Raw genomic sequence first — 16,178 nt, forward strand, 5'->3', positions numbered from 1 at the left:
AGCAGGCGGCGGCGCTGCTGCCGGCGCGCGCCGCGCAGGGTCGGCAACAGCAGGTCGCCAGGCACGCTGCCCAACCGTTGCTGCAGGGCCAGCATGCGCTCCCAGGCCTGGCGGTGGCGCGCGTCGGCCTCCAGCCAGCGGCGCCAGGCGGTCCGCGCGGGATCGTCGGCATCGGCGTCGCGCAGGGCGACGTACCAGTGCGCGGCGGCCTCCAGCAGTTCCGGCGCGGGCCGCATCAGTCGGCGGCCAGCAACAGGCACTGCGTCAGCGCGCGCACCATGTGCTTCTTGACGGTGGTGACGGACACGCCCAGCCGGGCGCCCACCTGGGCGTAGGTCAATTCCTCGAACTGCGCCAGCAGGAAGATCTCGCGGGTGCGCGGGCCCAATTGATCCAGCATGCGGTCGATGGCCAGCACGGTTTCGAGCAGGATGGCGCGGGTCTCGGGCGAGATGGCGACCGGCTCGGGCCGAGCCGCCAGGGTTTCGAGGTAGGCGCGCTCGATGGCCTGGCGGCGGTAGGCATCGGTGACCAGGCCGCGGGCGATGGTGGCGAGATACTCGCGCGGCCGCAGGATCGCCTCGACGTTGCGGTTGGCGAGCACGCGCAGGAAGGTGTCCTGGGCCAGGTCGGCGGCGCTGTCGCCGTCGCCGAGCTTGCGGCGCAACATGCCCACCAGCCAGGGATGGTGGTCGCTGTACAGCGCTTCGAGGGTGGGAGCGGGAGCCTGGTCGGACATGGAACGCACTTGACGCCCATGCAACCGAGCGGCCTAGGAATGAATATTATTCTCGATTCTAGCCGACCGCCGCGACGCCGTGGCGCAAGAAAATCCGGGCCGTGGCGGCAAACCGACGTCCCGGGGCGGCGGGCGCCCCGCCAATGCGGACCTAGCGCAACACGTTGCGCACGAAGCGCAGCGGCGCGTCGGCGTCGTTGCGATAGGAATACGGCTGCGCGCTGCTGTAGATGGCGAAGTCGTTGGCCCGCACCGGCTGCGTCACGCCCGACAGCTCCAGCAGCAGCGTGCCCTCGATGACGTAGATCATCTCGTGCCAGCCTTGCGGGTCGGGCTCGGCCACGTAGGTTTCGCCCGGTCCCAGCGACCAGATCCAGAGCTGCGCCTCGCAACTGGCGGGCGCGGCGCCCAGCAGCACGGCCTGACTGCCGGGGCGCTTGCCGCGCCAGGCGCGGGCCTCGATGCGGCGCCGTTCGCGCGCCGGATCGCTGACCAGGTCGACAAACCCCACATCCAGCGCCTGCGCCAGCTTGTCCAGGCTGGACAGGCTGATGTTGGCGTTGCCCGCTTCCAGGCCGGCGATCATGCGGCGGCTGATGCCGGAGGCGTCGGCCAGCGCCGACTGGCTCAGGCCGGCCAGCTTGCGCAGGCGTTTCAGATTGGCCCCCACGTGCGTGAGGACATCACTGTCGGAATTGGTAATGTGCAGTATATTGCTCAAATTAGTGACACCTGAAGTCCGCCGTGAAATCCGAATCGATGTTTGCCTTGTCGCGCCAGGAAATCGCCCTGGTGCTGGTCACCATGCTGTGGGGAAGCACTTTCCTCATTATCCATATCGCCATGCAGCATAGCGGACCGCTGTTCTTCGTGGGCGTGCGGTTCACCCTGGCGGGGGTGGGGTCGATGCTGCTGTTCCGCCGGCACATGGCGGGGCTGACGCGGCGCGAGACCGGGGCGGGGGTGGCGATCGGCTGCGCCCTGTTCCTGGGGTATTACCTGCAGACCTACGGCCTGCGCACCATCACCAGCAGCCAGTCGGCCTTCATCACCGCGCTGTATGTGCCGATCGTGCCGTTGCTGCAATGGGCGGTGCTCAAGCGCCCGCCGGGCCTGATGAGCTGGGTCGGCGTGGCGCTGGCGTTCACCGGGCTGGTGCTGTTGGCGGGGCCCGAGGCGGGCGCGCTGCATTTCAGTCCGGGCGAGGTCGCGACGCTGGCGGGCGCGGCGGCGATTGCCGCCGAGATCATCCTGATCGGCCATTTCGCCAGCTCGGTGGACAGCCGCCGTGTCACGGCGGTGCAGTTGCTGACGGCGGGGCTGGTGTCGTTCGCGCTGATGCCGCTGCTGGGCGAGCCCGTGCCGGCGTTCTCGTGGCGATGGGCCGGCGGGGCGATCGGGCTGGGCCTGGCCAGCGCGGTGATCCAGTTGACCATGAACTGGGCGCAAAAGTCGGTGTCGCCGACCCGCGCCACGGTGATCTATGCCGGCGAGCCGGTGTGGGGCGGCATCGTCGGCCGGCTGGCCGGGGAACGCCTGCCGGGCGTGGCGCTGGTGGGCGCGGCGCTGATCGTGGCCGGGGTCCTGGCCAGCGAGATCAAGTTCAAGCGCAAACCGAAGTCGCTGCCGCGCGAGGCCTGACCGCCGGACCTCAGTTTGCCCGTTCGAGGAAGGCCTGCAACGCCGGCACCGTGTTCAGCACGTGCTGGCGCATCGCCGCCTCGCAGCGGTCGGCGTCGCCGGTGAGCAGCGCGTCGATCAGTTCCTGGTGCGATTCGCGCACCCGCAGCACGCGTCCCGGCTGGGCGGCCCACAGGCGCATGTAGGGCTCGACCACCGAGTGCAGTTCGGAGATCTGCCGCAACAGGCGCGGCTGCTGGCAGAAACTGCAAAGGTATTCGTGGAAGTCGCGATGGGCGCTGGTCCAGTCCAGGTAATCGCCGGAGCCCTGTTCGAGCTGGTCCAGCATGTTGGCCAGGCGGCGGATGTGTTCGGCGCTCATGTGGCGCACGGCGTTGCGCACGGCCAGCCCTTCGAGCACCGAGCGCATTTCGAAGACTTCGCGCATTTCCTGCTGGTTCAGGCCGCGCACCACGGCGCCGCGATTGGCGCGGATCTCGACCAGGCCCTCGGAGGCGAGCCGGCGCAGCGCGCCGCGCACCGGCATGCGGCTGGTGCCGATCTCGCTGGCGATGACCTCGGGCACCAAGCGGTGGCCGGGCGGGTAGTTGCCCAGCCTGATTTCGCGCTGCAGGTGCTGGTAGGCCTCTTCTTCGGCGCTGACGGCTGTCTTCTGAAACTGCAGCATTCTCGTCCCCGGGTTTTCAAAGCCGCCATGATAGATAAACGCAAAAATAACACAAATTGGATCCAGTGATCCATGGATGCAAATACCTATATTCGGATCGCCGGCGCTCGCGTCAAATCCGTGACTGGCGCGCCGACCTTGCGCGTCCGCCGGGACCGCAACGGGCGATAGACCCGCCTGGCGCTCCATCGATACAACGCATTCAAGGGGAATCCATGCCTTTCCGTCTCATCCGCGCCCTGGCGGGCGCCGCCGCCGTGGCCTTCGCCGCGCAAGCCGGCGCCCAGGCCACCGATTGGCCGCAGCATCCGGTGCGCATCGTGGTGCCGTTCCAGGCTGGTTCGGCCACCGACCTGATTTCGCGCCAGCTTGGCGCGGCGCTGTCGACCGAACTGGGCCAGCCCTTCGTGGTGGAGGCCCGCCCGGGCGCCGCCGCCGCGATCGGCAGCGCCTCGGTGGCGCGCTCGGCGCCCGATGGCTACACACTGCTGATGGGCGGCCCGGCCGCCGTCGTCACCAACCGATTCCTGCAAAAGCGCCTGGCCTACGATCCGGACAAGTTCGAGCTGGTGTCGATGGTGGCGTATACGCCCAACATTCTGCTGGCCAATCCGCAGCAGCCGTTCAAGACCCTGCCCGAGATGATCGCGTACGCCCGCGCCAATCCCGGCAAGCTGACCTACGCCTCGTTCGGCACCGGCACCACCTCGCACATGGCGGGCGAAATGCTCAAGTCGGTGGCCGGCATCGATATCCTGCACGTGCCCTACAAGGGCGCCGGCGAAGCGATTCCGGCGCTGCTGAGCGGCCAGGTGTCGATGTACTTCGACACCATCATGACCGGCCTGCCGCAGGTCAAGAGCGGCGCGCTGCTGGCGCTGGGCATGTCCAATTCGCAGCGCTCGTCGCTGGCGCCGGACATCCCCACCATCGCCGAGCAGGGCTATGCCGGCTACGACATCGCCCCCTGGTACGGGCTGGTGGCGCCGGAAGGCACGCCCGCGCCGATCCTGGACAAGCTCAACCGCGCCGTCAACAAGGTGCTGGCCGATCCCGCCTTGCGCGGTAAGCTGGCCGAAGCCGGCGCCGAGCCGCGTGGCGGCAGCCGCGAGGAATTCGCCGCCTTCATCAAGGCCGAGATTCCCCGCACCAAGCAGTTGATCGACCAGGCCGGCATCACCCCGCAGTAATTTTCCACAGAGTCTCCACGCCACCATGTCTTCTTCCTTCGATTGGTCTTTTCCGTACGCTTCCCGAAAAATGCCGGTGCTGGCCGCCAACGCGGTCGCGACCAGCCAGCCGCTGGCGGCGCAGGCCGGCCTGCGCATGCTGCTGGCCGGCGGCAATGCCGTGGACAGCGCCATCGCCACCGCCATCGCGCTGACCGTGGTCGAGCCCGTGATGAACGGCATCGGCGGCGACATGTTCGCGCTGGTGTGGCACGAAGGAAGACTGCATGGCCTGAACTCCAGCGGCTGCTCGCCGGCGGCGTGGACGCCGGCGTACTTCGCCGGCCGCGAGGCGATGCCGGGCACCGGCTGGGGCACGGTCACCGTGCCCGGCCAGGTGGCGGGCTGGAAGGCGCTGTCCGACCGCTTCGGCAAGCTGCCGTTCGCGCAGTTGTTCGAGCCGGCCATCGCCTACGCCGAGAATGGCTTCGCGGTGAGCCCGACGATCGCGCGCCAATGGGCCAACCAGGCGTCCAAGCTGGCGCAGGAGCCGGGCTTCGCGCAGGCCTTCCTGCCGCAAGGCCGCGCGCCGCAGGCGGGTGAATGGTGGCGCTTTCCGGACCAGGCGCGCACCCTGCGCGAGATCGCCGAGAGCGGCGGCGACAGCTTCTACCGCGGCGCGCTGGCCAACAGGATCGCCGATTTCGCCGCCCGCACCGGCGGCGCGCTGAGCGCGGCCGACCTGGACCAGCATCGCCCCGAGTGGGTCGAGCCGATCTCGCAATCGTTCCGCGGCTACCAACTGCACGAAATCCCGCCGAGCGGCCAGGGCATCTCGGCGCTGATGGCGCTGGGCATGCTGGAACAGTTCGACCTGGAATCGATGGGCCGCGACAGCGCCGATTACTACCACGTCAGCATCGAGGCCATGAAGCTGGCCTTCGCCGACCTGCATCACCACGTGGCCGACCCGCGCCACATGCGCACCGACGCCCGCGCCCTGCTCGACCCGGCCTACCTGGCCGAGCGCGCGCGGCTGATCTCGATGGATCGCGCCGCCGTGCCGGTGGCCGGCACGCCCGCGACCGGCGGCACGGTCTACCTGACCGCCGCCGACGCGGCCGGCACCATGGTGTCGTTCATCCAGTCCAACTACCACGGCTTCGGTTCGGGCGTGGTGGTGCCGGGCACCGGCATCAGCCTGCACAACCGCGGCCTGAACTTCGTGCTGACGCCCGGCCACGTCAATCAGGTGGCGCCGCGCAAGAAGCCGATGCACACCATCATCCCGGCCTTCGTCACCCGCGGCGGCGAGCCGGTGATGTCGTTCGGCGTGATGGGCGGCTCGATGCAGGCGCAGGGTCACCTGCAGATGATGACGCGGCTGGCGGCCTTCGGCCAGAATCCCCAGGCCATGAGCGACGCGCCGCGCTTCCGGGTGGAAAAGGGTCCGGTGGTGAACGTCGAATCGCACCTGCCCGCCGACGTGGTCGACACGCTGCGCCAGCGCGGCCACAACGTGGCTGTGGCGCCGGTCGACAGCCTGGAGTTCGGTTCGGCGCAACTGATCCGCCGGCTGCCGCAGGGCGGCTATGTGGCGGCGTCCGATTCTCGCCGCGACGGTCAGGCGGTCGGTTTCTAGGCGCGCCGGGCGCGGCGGCGGAACACGCCGCCGGAAAGGGGCTTGATCGGTCATATGGGCGACGCCGGGCGCGGCGATACTGCCGTGCAGACTCAGCAAGGCCCCCCATGAACCGAATCCTGTCCGCCGCGGCCCTGGCCGCCTCCCTGGCAATCCCGTCCGCCCTGCCCTGCCGCGCGCTGGCCGCGCTGCCGATGGCCGTGGGCGGCCAGCCGTTGCCCTCGCTGGCGCCGATGCTCGAACGCGTGACGCCGGCGGTGGTCAACATTTCCGCCCAGGGCGACGGCGGGCAGGCGCCCGCCTTCGGCCCGGCCCGCGCCGGCGGACGCCAGAGCATCGGCTCGGGCGTGATCGTCGACGCGGCCCAGGGCAACATCCTGACCAATCACCATGTGGTGCGCGGCGCCACCTCCATCCGCGTGTCGCTGCAGGACGGCCGCAGCTTCACCGCGACGGTGGTCGGCAGCGATCCGGACACCGACCTGGCGGTGCTGCGCATTCCGCCCGACAGGCTGCAGGCCCTGACCCTGTCCGATTCCAGCGACCTGCGGGTGGGCGACTTCGTGGTCGCCATCGGCGATCCCTACGGCCTGGGGCAATCGGCCTCGTCGGGCATTGTGTCAGCGCTGGAGCGCTCAAGCCTGCGCGCGGCCGGCTACCAGAACTTCATCCAGACCGACGCTTCCATCAATCCGGGCAACTCGGGCGGCGCGCTGGTCAACCTGAATGGCGAGCTGGTCGGCATCAACACCATGATCTACACGCCCTCGGGCGGCAACGTCGGCATCGGTTTCGCGATTCCGTCGAACCTGGCGGGCGAGGTCATGCGCCAACTGCTGCAGCACGGCCAGGTGCAGCGCGGCGGCCTGGGACTGGACACCATCGACGTCACGCCGCGCAACGCGCGCCAGTTGGGCATGGCGCCCAACGCCACGGGGGTGGTGGTGGCGCGCGTGGCGGACGGCTCGCCGGCGCAACAGGCGGGGGTGCAGGCGCGCGACCTGATTGTGGCGCTGGATGGCAAGCCGATCGGCAGCAGCGCGCAACTGCGCAACGCCGAGGGCCTGCTGCCGGTGGGCAAGCAGGTGCGGCTGACGCTGTCGCGCGGCGGCCAGCGCTCGGAGGTGACGCTGCGCATCGAACCCGAGAAGAACGAGCGGCTGCACGGCGGTTCGCTGGATGCGCGCCTGAACGGCGTGGAATTCGCCGAGATCGGCCGCGAACAGCGCCTGAAGGGCAACGATGGCGTGGCGGTCAGCGCCACCTATCCCGAGCGCGGCGCGGTGGCGGCGCGGATGCAGCGCGGCGACGTCATCATCGGCGTCAACCAGCGCCCGGTCAGCCGGCTGGCCGACCTGCGCGGCCTGCTGGCCGGCGCCGCGCCGGGGCAGCCGCTGCTGCTGACGCTGGTGCGCGGCCGGGCGATGTATACCTTGCAGATCCAGTAGGCGCGCCGAACCGGCGATAATGCTTCCCGCCCTGGATTCTCGCCGTCGCCGCCCATGTCCTTTCCCGCACCCTCCCTCGCCCTCTGGGGCATTTCCGCCCTGGCGATCGTCGGCATCCTGCTGCGCCCCTGGAAGCTGCCCGAATACGTCTGGGCCGGCGGCGCCGCGCTGCTGCTGACGGCGACCGGGCTGATCCCGTGGCAGGCGGCGCTGGGCGCGGTCGGCAAGGGGCTGGACGTGTACCTGTTCCTGATCGGCATGATGGTGCTGGCCGAGCTGGCGCGCCAGCAGGGGCTGTTCGACTGGCTGGCGATGGTGGCGGCGCGCCATGCGCGCGGGTCGGCGCGGCGGCTGTTCGACCTGGTGTTCCTGGTGGGTATCCTGGTCACCGTCTTCCTGTCGAACGACGCCACCGCCGTGGTGCTGACACCGGCGGTGTACGCCGCGGCGCGGGCCGCCGGCGCGCGGCCGCTGCCCTATTTGTTCATCTGCGCATTCATCGCCAACGCCGCCAGCTTCGTGCTGCCGATCTCCAACCCCGCGAACCTGGTGGTGTACGGCAGCCAGATGCCGCCGCTGCTGGACTGGCTGCAACGCTTCACGCTGCCGTCGCTGGCGGCCATCGGCCTGACCTATCTGGCCCTGCGCTTCAGCCAGCGCGAGGCGCTGCGCCAGCCGCTGCGCACCGACATCGTGCCGCAACCGCTGGCCGCGGGCGCGCGCCTGACCGGCATCGGCATCCTGGTGACGGCGGCGGTGCTGATGCTGGCCTCGGCGCTGCACGCAGACCTGGGCCTGCCGACCTTCATCGCCGGGCTGGCCACCGCCGGCCTGATCCACCTGAAGCAGCGGCTCAGTCCGCTGCCGGTGCTGCGCCACGTGGCCTGGGGCGTGCTGCCGATGGTGGCCGGCCTGTTCGTGCTGGTCGAGGGCCTGGCGCTCAGCGGCGCCATCGACGCGCTGGCGCGGGCATTGCTGCGGCTGGCAGGCGACTCGGCCGGCGGCGCGCTGTGGGGCGCGGGCATCGTGGCGGCATTGGCCAGCAATGTCATCAACAACCTGCCGGCCGGCCTGATCGCCGGCTCGGTCGGCCAGATCGCCGACCTGCCGGCACAGACCGCCGGCGCGCTGCTGATCGGCGTGGACCTGGGCCCCAACCTGTCGATCACCGGCTCGCTGGCGACGCTGCTGTGGCTGATCGCCGTGCGGCGCGAGGGCCAGCACGTCGGCGCGCTGCGCTTTCTCAAGCTGGGCGCGTGGGTGATGCCGCCAGCCCTGCTGGGCGCGCTGCTGATGCTGGCGCTGGCCGGCGGCTGACAGCCCGCGGCCGCGTCACGCGCCGCTCCCGCGTGCTGTCGCACGCCCTCCGGCGTACCCAGCGGCGGTCCGTCGCGATGGCGGCGCCGCGCGCAGGGGTCAAGACTGGGGCTGCGCCAGCAGCCGCTGGATCTCGGCCTCGGTCTCGGCATAGCGCCCCTCGCCGAAGTGGCGGTAGACGATGTTGCCGCCCTTGTCGATCAGGTAGAACGCGGGCCAGTACTGGTTGCGGTAGGCGTCCCAGGTCTTGTACTGGTTGTCCTGCGCCACCGGATATTCGATGCCGAAGCGCTTGATGGCGTCCGCCACGTTCCGGGTGGTGCGCTCGAACGGGAATTCCGGCGTGTGCACGCCGACCACGACCAGGCCCTGGTCCTTGTACTTCTGGTTCCACTGCTTCACGTACGGCAGGGTGTTGATGCAATTGATGCAGGTGTAGGTCCAGAAATCGACCAGCACGACCTTGCCGCGCAGGCCGGCCAGGGTGAGCGGCTCGCTGTTGAGCCAGGTCTGGATGCCGGTGAATTCCGGCGCGGGGGCCGGCGCGGGCGCGGCGGCGTGCGCGGCGGCGCCGAGCAGCAGGCCGGCCAGGGCCAGTTTGGCGGAGATGAGGGCCCGGCGGGCCGGCAGGCGGATGGATGGCATGGTGCGCTCCTTCAGGTTGCGGATAAACGGCTCAGGAAAACAGGCGGCTGATCCAGGCATAGGCCAGCACGTCGTATTGGAAATGGATGGCGACGGCCGAAGCCACCAGCAGCACGCCGAAGGCGCGCTGCAGGCGCACGGCGTGGCGGGCGATGGCGCCGACCCGGCGCGCGGCGAAGCCGCCGCCGTAGGCGATGGCCAGCATCGGGATGCCCGCGCCCAGCCCGTAGACGAGCAGCAGCAGGCTGGAATGGGCCAGGTTGTCGGCGCGCGCGGCCAGGATCAGGATCGAGGCCAGCACCGGGCCGGCGCAGGGGGTCCAGACGGCGCCCAGCGACATGCCCAGCAGGAAGCCGCCGGCATTGCCCGAACCGCCTTTGTCGCCCAGGCCGATCACCCCTTGCAGCGGACCGCTCAAGCGCGCCGCGAGCCAGTCGTAGGGTCGCGGCCAGATGCGCGCCAGGCCGAACAGCGCCAGCGCCGCCACCGACACCGAACGCACTGCCTCGTGGGCCGACTCGACCGCGCCCGACAACAGGCTGAGCGCGATGCCCAGCCCGGAAAACGCCGCCACGAAGCCCAGCACAATGAACAGGGGACGCAGCCGGCCGCCGCGCTCGACCGCGCTGCCCAGCAGGATGGGCAGCAGCGGCAGCACGCAGGGCGAGGCCACCGTCAGCATGCCGGCGGCCAGGGCAAGGGGGGTGTCGATGAAGGTGGTCATGGCGCGGCGGTCCGTTTGTGTCTCGATGACCGCATTGGACGCGCGCCGGGTATCCGTCCTGTGCCCGGAAAGCGGGTTTTTACCCGGCTTTTGTATCGTGTCCGGCCCCGCATACACTACGACACACTTGGCGGCGCGGGCGGCGCTATAACCTGCCGGACACCCGTTGCCGGAGCCCGCGCATGAACACCGTTCCCCTTCCCCGCCCCCGCCTTTCCTGGCGGCGCCTGCTGGCCGTGCTGGCGCTGCTGGCCGGCGGGCTGGGCGCCGAAGCCGTCCAGCCCGGCCCCTGCCAGTTGATCGTCAACAGCCAGGCGCGCCGCCGCGCGCCGCCCGCTGAGTAGAATGCGCCATGGACAATCCAGACCACATCCTGATCGTCGACGACGACCGCGAGATCCGCGAACTGGCCGGCAACTTCCTCAAGAAGAACGGCCTGAACGTCACCCTGGCCGCCGACGGCCGGCAGATGCGCACGCTGCTCGAAACGCTGACCGTCGACCTGATCGTGCTGGACATCATGATGCCCGGCGACGACGGCCTGGTGCTGTGCCGCGAACTGCGCGCCGGCAAGCACCGCCGCACCCCGATCCTGCTGCTGACCGCGCGCGACGAGGACATGGACCGCGTGCTGGGACTGGAGATGGGCGCCGACGACTACCTGGTCAAGCCGTTCGTGGCGCGCGAACTGCTGGCGCGGATCAAGGCGATCCTGCGCCGCACCCGCATGCTGCCGCCCAACTTCCAGGTCACCGAACCGGGCCGCGCCGTGCGGTTCGGCGCCTGGACGCTGGACACCACCGCGCGCCACCTGGTCGACGCCGAAGGCACCATCGTGTCGCTCAGCGGCGCCGAGTACCGGCTGCTGCGGGTGTTCCTGGACCACCCGCAGCGGGTGCTGAACCGCGACCAGTTGCTCAACCTGACGCAGGGCCGCGACGCCGATTTCTTCGGCCGCTCGATCGACCTGCTGGTCAGCCGGCTGCGCCAGCGGCTGCGCGAGGACGCGCGCGAGCCGATGTACATCAAGACCGTGCGCAGCGAAGGCTATGTGTTCGCCGCGCAGGTCGACGTGTCCGAGGCGACGTAGATGGCCACGCTGGTTCCGGCGCTGCGCCGCTGGCCGCGCACCCTGGCGAGCCGGCTGTTCCTGATCTTCCTGGTGGGCCTGGTGCTGGCGCACGGGCTGTCGTTCGGGCTGCAGTTCTACGAACGCTACCAGTCCGCCAAGAGCGTCATGCTCGACAACCTGGAGCGCGACGTGGTGGTGGCGCTGGCGATCCTGAACCGCCTGCCGGCCGACGAACGCGCGGCCTGGCTGCCGCGCCTGAGCGGCAACAACCGTCAATACCTGCTCGGCCCCGGCGACATCGACCGCCCGCTGCAGACGCCCGCCGCCGAGGCGGTGCGCGACTCGATCCAGGCGGCGCTGGGCAACGCCTACCCGCTGGCGTTCGGCACCGTCGGCGACGATCCCAAGCACATCCAGGCGCGCGCCACGCTGGCCGATGGCCAGCCGGTCACGCTCGACATCCACATGACCGTGATGCCGCTGGCGATGTGGCTGCCGGTGGTGCTGCTGGCGCAACTGGCGCTGCTGATCCTGTGCGCCTGGCTGGCGGTGCGGCTGGCGATCCGCCCGCTGACGCGGCTGGCCGGCGCGGCCGACGCGATGAGCCCCGACCGCCGCAGCCCGCGCCTGGCCGAGGACGGGCCGGCCGAAGTGGCGCAGGCCTCGGCCGCCTTCAACGCCATGCAGGACCGCATCGCCGCGCACCTGGCCGAGCGCATGCAGATCCTGGGCGCGATTTCGCACGACCTGCAGACGCCGATCACGCGCATGAAGCTGCGCTCGGAATTCATGGACGATTCGACCGACCGCGACAAGCTGGCGCATGACCTGCAAGAGGTCGAACAATTGGTGCGCGACGGCCTGGCCTACGCGCGCAGCGCCGGCGCGGCCACCGAGCCGCCGGCGCGCATCGACCTGGACGCGTTCCTGGACAGCCTGGTGTGCGACTACACCGACATCGGCAAGCCGGTGACGCTGCAAGGACACTGCCCCGGTCCCTGGCAGACACGCCCGCGCGCGCTGCGGCGCATCCTCGGCAACCTGATCGACAACGCGCTGAAATTCGGCGGCGCCGCCGAGGTCGAGGTCGGCGCGGCCGACGATGGCCGCGGCGTGTCGATCCGCGTACTGGACCGCGGTCCCGGCATTCCCGAACAGGAATTGCAGGCGGTGCTGCAGCCGTTCTACCGGCTGGAAGGCTCGCGCAACCGCGACAGCGGCGGCACCGGCCTGGGGCTGGCGATCGCGCGGCAACTGGCCGATGTGATCGACGGCGAACTGCGCCTGCGCAACCGCGAGGGCGGCGGGCTGGAGGCGCAAGTGCTGTTGCGGCCCGGCGCCTGAGCCCAGGCGCCGGACGGCGCATCGACGCGCCCTGCTCCCGCCCGCCCCGGTTCCCGGCTGCACGAAAAACGCCCCGCGATGTGTCATCGCGGGGCGTTGCGCTTGGCGTTGGGGGATTCAGACGATCGCCAGTTCCACGTCGATGTTGCCCCGGATCGCCCCCGAGTAGGGGCAGGTCTGGTGCGCGGTGTCGACCAGTTGGCGCCGCTGTTCGTCCGACAGTCCCGGCAGCGAAATGTTCAGCCTGACCGCCAGCGCGTAGCGCGCGCCGCCGTCGGTCTTGCCCAGCGACACCTCGGCATCGACCGCCACGTCGCGCGGCACGGCGATGCCGAGCTTGGCGCCGGCCAGTTGCATGGCGCCGATGAAGCAGGCGGAATAGCCGATGCCGAACAGTTGCTCGGGGTTGGTGCCGGGCCGCCCCGAGCCCGGCGGGCTGAGCGGCAGCAACAGCGCGCCGTCGTCGCTGCGGCCGGCGCCGTCGCGGCCCCCGGTGGTGTGGGTGTGGGCGGTGTACAGCACGGTTTCCAGCGCTTGGGACATGATGGCTCCTGGTATCGGAATTGAGGAACCCGCATTGCACCAAGGCGCTGTATCCCGCCTGTGTCGCAAGACCGCCGCTTTTGCGTCGTACTGTATCCCGCGTCCGAGCCAGCGGCGGCGCGCGCCTCAGGCCGGCGCGGCAGGCGCGGCGGCGTCGTCCGGCGCCAGCAGCGTGAAGGCGTCCGGTCCCGCCCGCCGCGCCATCGCGTCGAGGATGCGCTGGACCAGTTCGGGCACCAGCGGGTGCGGCGGCTGGCCGGCCAGCGTGGCCATGCCCACGCAGTAGTCGATGCGCGGCCGGAACGGCCGGCAGGCGATGCCCATGTCCAGGCACAGGCGCGCGAACAGGCCGTTGACGATCGACACGCCGATGCCCTGCGCCGCCAGGCGGCAGGCCATTTCCACCGAATGCACCTCGGCCTTGATCTGCGGCATCATGCGGCCCTGGCGGAACGCCTGGTCGATCTGCAGGCGCAGCGATCGCTGCCGGCCCAGCAGCACCAGGTCGACGCCGATCAGGTCGGCCGGGCCGATCTCGTCCAGCGCCTCCAACGGATGGCCGGGCGGCATGATGCAGACCGCCTCGGTGGCCAGCCGCCGCATCATCGACAGACCCGAATTCATGGGCGGCGAACGCACCAGCGCCAGGTCGGCCTCGCGCCCCAGCACCGCCACTTCGCTGGTTTCGTAGGTGCCCACCAGCACTTCCAGCGCGACGTCGGGGTGATCGGCCAGGAACGACTCGACCACGGCGGGCATGACCGACTGCGCCACCGTGCTGGGCAACTGCACGCGGATCAGCGTGCGACGCTGTCCGCCCAGCCGCAACTGGTTGACGTGGCGCTGCAGCGACTCGGCGTCCGAGATCATGTTCTGCACGTCGGGCAGCAGCGATTCGGCCTCGGCGGTGGGATGCAGGCGGCCCTTGCGGCGCACGAACAGCGGCACGCCCAGGTCGGTCTCGAACTGGCTCAGCAGGCGGCTGACGGCCGGCTGCGACGAGCCCAGCCGCTGCGCGGCCTCGATGGTCGAGCCGGTGATCATGAAGGCGAGAAACGCCTCTAGCTGCTTAAAGTTCATCCTGTCCCGCAAGGTCCGAAATGCCGGCCCCGCGCGGCGAATCGACGCGCGGGGCCTAGGGTTAACACCAAATTTCTCGTCATTCACATAGCCATATGCCGCCTTCGCATACGGTTGCCAGCCGGGCGCGATGGATCGAACATTCCGCCCATCCGGATTCTCGCCATTCACGAATCCGCAATCAATACGCGATATCGCCGATATTGTCCGGCAAGGAGCCCCACCGATGCGCGCCGTTCCGTTTCCCGCTTCCTGTCGCCGCGAGGCGCCATGACCGCGTTCATTATCCGCCGGCTGTGCCAGAGCCTGGTGATCCTGGCGCTGACCTCGCTGATCGTGTTCGCCGGCGTCTACGCCATCGGCGACCCGATCGAGATCCTGGTGCCGGCCGACGCCACGCAGGCCGAGATCGCGCAGGCGGTGCAGTCGCTGGGCCTGGACCTGCCGCTGTACCAGCAGTACCTGAAGTTTGTCGGCAACGCGCTGCACGGCGACCTGGGCAACTCGTTCGTCTTCAACCAGCCCGCCATCCAGTTGATCCTGCAACGCCTGCCGGCCACGCTGGAGCTGGCCTGCGTGGCGCTGCTGCTGGCCCTGGCCATCGGCCTGCCGCTCGGCCTGGTGGCCGGCCTGAAGCCGGATTCGGCGCTGGATCGCGGCATCATGACCGGCTCGATCCTGGGTTTCAGCCTGCCCAACTTCTGGCAGGGCATCATGCTGGTGCTGATCTTCTCGGTGACGCTGGGCTGGCTGCCGTCCACCGGCCGCGGCCCGACCGGCGAGATCTTCGGCATCCACACCAGCCTGGCGTCGTGGGACGGCATCCGCCACCTGATCCTGCCGGCGCTGAACCTGGCGCTGTTCAAGATCGCGCTGATCGTGCGCCTGACCCGCAGCGGCGTGCGCGAGACGATGCCGCTGGACTACGTGAAATTCGCCCGCGCCAAGGGTCTGCGCGAATCGCGCGTGATCTACATGCACGTGCTCAAAAACATCCTGATCCCGATTGTCACCGTGGTCGGCATGGAGTTCGGCTCGCTGATCGCCTTCGCCACCGTCACCGAAACCATCTTCGCCTGGCCCGGCGTGGGCAAGCTGATCATCGACAGCATCATGAAGCTGGACCGCCCGGTAGTGGTTGCCTACCTGCTGATCGTGGTCACCATGTTCATCGTGCTCAACCTGCTGGTGGACATCATCTATTCCGTGCTGGATCCCCGTGTCCGCGTGGGAGCCTCCGAATGACATTGCTTCCCAACAAATGGCTGCCCGGCCGCGACACCACCCTGGGCCAGGCGCTGCACGGCGTGCTGGACAGCCGCCCCGCGACCCTCGCCGCGATCGTCTTCCTGCTGCTGGTGCTGGCGGCGCTGCTGGCGCCGTGGATCGCGCCGCAGAACCCGTATGACCTGGCCGCCATCACCATCCTGGACGGCCGCATGCCGCCGGGCAGCCAGGGCATCTATGGCGACATCTACTGGGCCGGCACCGACGCCCAGGGCCGCGACATGCTGTCGGCCATGATGTATGGCCTGCGCACCAGCCTTTCCGTGGGCGTGCTGAGCGGCCTGTTCGCCATGGCCGTGGGCACCGTGCTGGGCCTGACGGCGGCGTACTTCGGCGGCCGCATCGACGCGCTGATCATGCGCCTGGTGGACCTGATGCTGGGCTTTCCCACCATCCTGGTGGCGCTGATGATGCTGGCCATCCTGGGCCAGGGCGTGGACAAGGTGATCCTGGCGCTGGTGGTGGTGCAGTGGGCCTACTTCGCCCGCGCGGTGCGCGCCACCGCCGTGGTCGAGCGCCGCAAGGAATACATGGAAGCGGCGCTGTGCCTGGGGCTGAGCCACCGGCGCGCGCTGTTCAGCCAGCTACTGCCGAACTGCATCCCGCCGGTCATCGTCATCGCCATGATCCAGACCGCCAACGCCATCGCCGCCGAGGCCACGCTCAGCTTCCTGGGCATCGGCCTGCCGGTCACCGAGCCGTCGCTGGGCCTGCTGATCGCCAACGGCTACCAGCAGATGCTGGCCGGCCTGTACTGGATCAGCGTGTTCCCCGGCGTGCTGCTGCTGACCGTGGTTTTCACCATGAACATCGTCGGCGACCGCGTCCGCGAGGCGCTCAATCCGCGCCTGCAGAAATAG

At 69.8% G+C, this 16,178-nt stretch carries 18 protein-coding genes; 10 read left to right on the top strand and 8 right to left on the bottom strand.

Going from position 1 to position 16,178, the window contains the following annotated elements; genetic code table 11:
• The 3 genes from HV783_RS20060 to HV783_RS20070 all read right to left on the bottom strand — a co-directional run.
• The coding region (locus HV783_RS20060) for a DUF4880 domain-containing protein (protein ID WP_175189751.1) at window positions 1–236 on the bottom strand (236 nt) is incomplete at its 3' end.
• Window positions 236–739, bottom strand: coding sequence for a sigma-70 family RNA polymerase sigma factor (locus HV783_RS20065; RefSeq protein ID WP_116791969.1), 504 nt, complete (start codon window positions 737–739; stop codon window positions 236–238). The genes HV783_RS20065 and HV783_RS20060, both read right to left, overlap by 1 nt.
• 151 nt (window positions 740–890) lie before the next feature.
• Window positions 891–1,460: a helix-turn-helix domain-containing protein gene (locus HV783_RS20070; protein ID WP_054503177.1), complete on the bottom strand. Its 570-nt coding sequence runs from the start codon at window positions 1,458–1,460 to the stop codon at window positions 891–893.
• 38 nt (window positions 1,461–1,498) lie between these two features.
• On the opposite strand from HV783_RS20070, the gene HV783_RS20075 reads away from it, so the two are divergent.
• A complete protein-coding gene (locus HV783_RS20075) occupies window positions 1,499–2,380 on the top strand; it encodes a DMT family transporter (RefSeq protein ID WP_144654887.1) in 882 nt (293 codons plus the stop codon).
• A gap of 10 nt (window positions 2,381–2,390) precedes the next feature.
• Here the strand turns inward: HV783_RS20075 and HV783_RS20080 are convergent, their stop codons facing one another.
• Window positions 2,391–3,047, bottom strand: a complete 657-nt coding sequence (locus HV783_RS20080; RefSeq protein ID WP_049072824.1) for a GntR family transcriptional regulator — start codon at window positions 3,045–3,047, stop codon at window positions 2,391–2,393.
• Between the two features lie 215 nt (window positions 3,048–3,262).
• Between HV783_RS20080 and HV783_RS20085 the strand changes: the two genes are divergently transcribed.
• The 4 genes from HV783_RS20085 to HV783_RS20100 all read left to right on the top strand — a co-directional run bounded on the left by HV783_RS20085 (window position 3,263) and on the right by HV783_RS20100 (window position 8,623).
• Window positions 3,263–4,237, top strand: coding sequence for a Bug family tripartite tricarboxylate transporter substrate binding protein (locus HV783_RS20085; protein ID WP_054503178.1), 975 nt, complete (start codon window positions 3,263–3,265; stop codon window positions 4,235–4,237).
• 25 nt (window positions 4,238–4,262) lie between these two features.
• Window positions 4,263–5,858 carry a gamma-glutamyltransferase gene (gene ggt / locus HV783_RS20090; protein WP_054503179.1) on the top strand — a complete coding sequence of 532 codons (1,596 nt, stop codon included), beginning with the start codon at window positions 4,263–4,265 and terminating at the stop codon, window positions 5,856–5,858.
• Window positions 5,859–5,965: 107 nt separating this feature from the next.
• Complete coding sequence (locus HV783_RS20095; protein ID WP_175189752.1) at window positions 5,966–7,306, top strand: trypsin-like peptidase domain-containing protein; 1,341 nt, start codon at window positions 5,966–5,968, stop codon at window positions 7,304–7,306.
• A 54-nt stretch (window positions 7,307–7,360) separates the two neighbouring features.
• A complete protein-coding gene (locus tag HV783_RS20100) occupies window positions 7,361–8,623 on the top strand; it encodes an arsenic transporter (RefSeq protein WP_175189753.1) in 1,263 nt (420 codons plus the stop codon).
• Between the two features lie 99 nt (window positions 8,624–8,722).
• Here the strand turns inward: HV783_RS20100 and HV783_RS20105 are convergent, their stop codons facing one another.
• Window positions 8,723–9,268 (bottom strand): thioredoxin family protein, encoded by a 546-nt coding sequence (locus HV783_RS20105; RefSeq protein WP_144654616.1) that lies wholly within the window; start codon window positions 9,266–9,268, stop codon window positions 8,723–8,725.
• Between the two features lie 31 nt (window positions 9,269–9,299).
• Window positions 9,300–9,992: a cytochrome c biogenesis CcdA family protein gene (locus tag HV783_RS20110; protein ID WP_054417701.1), complete on the bottom strand. Its 693-nt coding sequence runs from the start codon at window positions 9,990–9,992 to the stop codon at window positions 9,300–9,302.
• A 182-nt stretch (window positions 9,993–10,174) separates the two neighbouring features.
• Between HV783_RS20110 and HV783_RS20115 the strand changes: the two genes are divergently transcribed.
• The 3 genes from HV783_RS20115 to HV783_RS20125 are packed head-to-tail and all read left to right on the top strand — an operon-like array spanning window position 10,175 to window position 12,408.
• On the top strand, window positions 10,175–10,336 hold the full coding sequence (locus HV783_RS20115) for a hypothetical protein (protein ID WP_175189754.1): 162 nt from the start codon (window positions 10,175–10,177) through the stop codon (window positions 10,334–10,336).
• A gap of 8 nt (window positions 10,337–10,344) precedes the next feature.
• On the top strand, window positions 10,345–11,082 hold the full coding sequence (locus tag HV783_RS20120) for a response regulator (RefSeq protein WP_054417700.1): 738 nt from the start codon (window positions 10,345–10,347) through the stop codon (window positions 11,080–11,082).
• A complete protein-coding gene (locus tag HV783_RS20125; protein ID WP_175189755.1) occupies window positions 11,083–12,408 on the top strand; it encodes an ATP-binding protein in 1,326 nt (441 codons plus the stop codon). It abuts the gene before it with no gap.
• Between the two features lie 117 nt (window positions 12,409–12,525).
• Here the strand turns inward: HV783_RS20125 and HV783_RS20130 are convergent, their stop codons facing one another.
• Complete coding sequence (locus tag HV783_RS20130; RefSeq protein WP_049072817.1) at window positions 12,526–12,951, bottom strand: organic hydroperoxide resistance protein; 426 nt, start codon at window positions 12,949–12,951, stop codon at window positions 12,526–12,528.
• Between the two features lie 126 nt (window positions 12,952–13,077).
• On the bottom strand, window positions 13,078–14,031 hold the full coding sequence (locus HV783_RS20135; protein ID WP_175189756.1) for a LysR family transcriptional regulator: 954 nt from the start codon (window positions 14,029–14,031) through the stop codon (window positions 13,078–13,080).
• 270 nt (window positions 14,032–14,301) lie between these two features.
• On the opposite strand from HV783_RS20135, the gene HV783_RS20140 reads away from it, so the two are divergent.
• Both HV783_RS20140 and HV783_RS20145 read left to right on the top strand, forming a co-directional pair.
• The gene (locus HV783_RS20140; RefSeq protein ID WP_116791962.1) at window positions 14,302–15,276 is read left to right on the top strand and encodes an ABC transporter permease; all 975 of its coding nucleotides are present in this window, start codon (window positions 14,302–14,304) and stop codon (window positions 15,274–15,276) included.
• The gene (locus tag HV783_RS20145) at window positions 15,273–16,178 is read left to right on the top strand and encodes an ABC transporter permease (protein ID WP_064527293.1); all 906 of its coding nucleotides are present in this window, start codon (window positions 15,273–15,275) and stop codon (window positions 16,176–16,178) included. Before HV783_RS20140 ends, HV783_RS20145 begins: the two co-directional genes overlap by 4 nt.

Source organism: Achromobacter dolens (assembly GCF_902859745.1).
GTDB lineage: Bacteria > Pseudomonadota > Gammaproteobacteria > Burkholderiales > Burkholderiaceae_B > Achromobacter > Achromobacter dolens.

Coding starts and splice junctions, on each gene's coding strand:
- HV783_RS20065 (WP_116791969.1), bottom strand. CDS start 739: ATGTCCGACCAGGCTCCCGCTCCCACCCTCGAAGCGCTGTACAGCGAC.
- HV783_RS20075 (WP_144654887.1), top strand. CDS start 1,499: ATGTTTGCCTTGTCGCGCCAGGAAATCGCCCTGGTGCTGGTCACCATG.
- HV783_RS20080 (WP_049072824.1), bottom strand. CDS start 3,047: ATGCTGCAGTTTCAGAAGACAGCCGTCAGCGCCGAAGAAGAGGCCTAC.
- HV783_RS20085 (WP_054503178.1), top strand. CDS start 3,263: ATGCCTTTCCGTCTCATCCGCGCCCTGGCGGGCGCCGCCGCCGTGGCC.
- ggt (WP_054503179.1), top strand. CDS start 4,263: ATGTCTTCTTCCTTCGATTGGTCTTTTCCGTACGCTTCCCGAAAAATG.
- HV783_RS20095 (WP_175189752.1), top strand. CDS start 5,966: ATGAACCGAATCCTGTCCGCCGCGGCCCTGGCCGCCTCCCTGGCAATC.
- HV783_RS20100 (WP_175189753.1), top strand. CDS start 7,361: ATGTCCTTTCCCGCACCCTCCCTCGCCCTCTGGGGCATTTCCGCCCTG.
- HV783_RS20105 (WP_144654616.1), bottom strand. CDS start 9,268: ATGCCATCCATCCGCCTGCCGGCCCGCCGGGCCCTCATCTCCGCCAAA.
- HV783_RS20110 (WP_054417701.1), bottom strand. CDS start 9,992: ATGACCACCTTCATCGACACCCCCCTTGCCCTGGCCGCCGGCATGCTG.
- HV783_RS20115 (WP_175189754.1), top strand. CDS start 10,175: ATGAACACCGTTCCCCTTCCCCGCCCCCGCCTTTCCTGGCGGCGCCTG.
- HV783_RS20120 (WP_054417700.1), top strand. CDS start 10,345: ATGGACAATCCAGACCACATCCTGATCGTCGACGACGACCGCGAGATC.
- HV783_RS20125 (WP_175189755.1), top strand. CDS start 11,083: ATGGCCACGCTGGTTCCGGCGCTGCGCCGCTGGCCGCGCACCCTGGCG.
- HV783_RS20130 (WP_049072817.1), bottom strand. CDS start 12,951: ATGTCCCAAGCGCTGGAAACCGTGCTGTACACCGCCCACACCCACACC.
- HV783_RS20135 (WP_175189756.1), bottom strand. CDS start 14,031: ATGAACTTTAAGCAGCTAGAGGCGTTTCTCGCCTTCATGATCACCGGC.
- HV783_RS20140 (WP_116791962.1), top strand. CDS start 14,302: ATGACCGCGTTCATTATCCGCCGGCTGTGCCAGAGCCTGGTGATCCTG.
- HV783_RS20145 (WP_064527293.1), top strand. CDS start 15,273: ATGACATTGCTTCCCAACAAATGGCTGCCCGGCCGCGACACCACCCTG.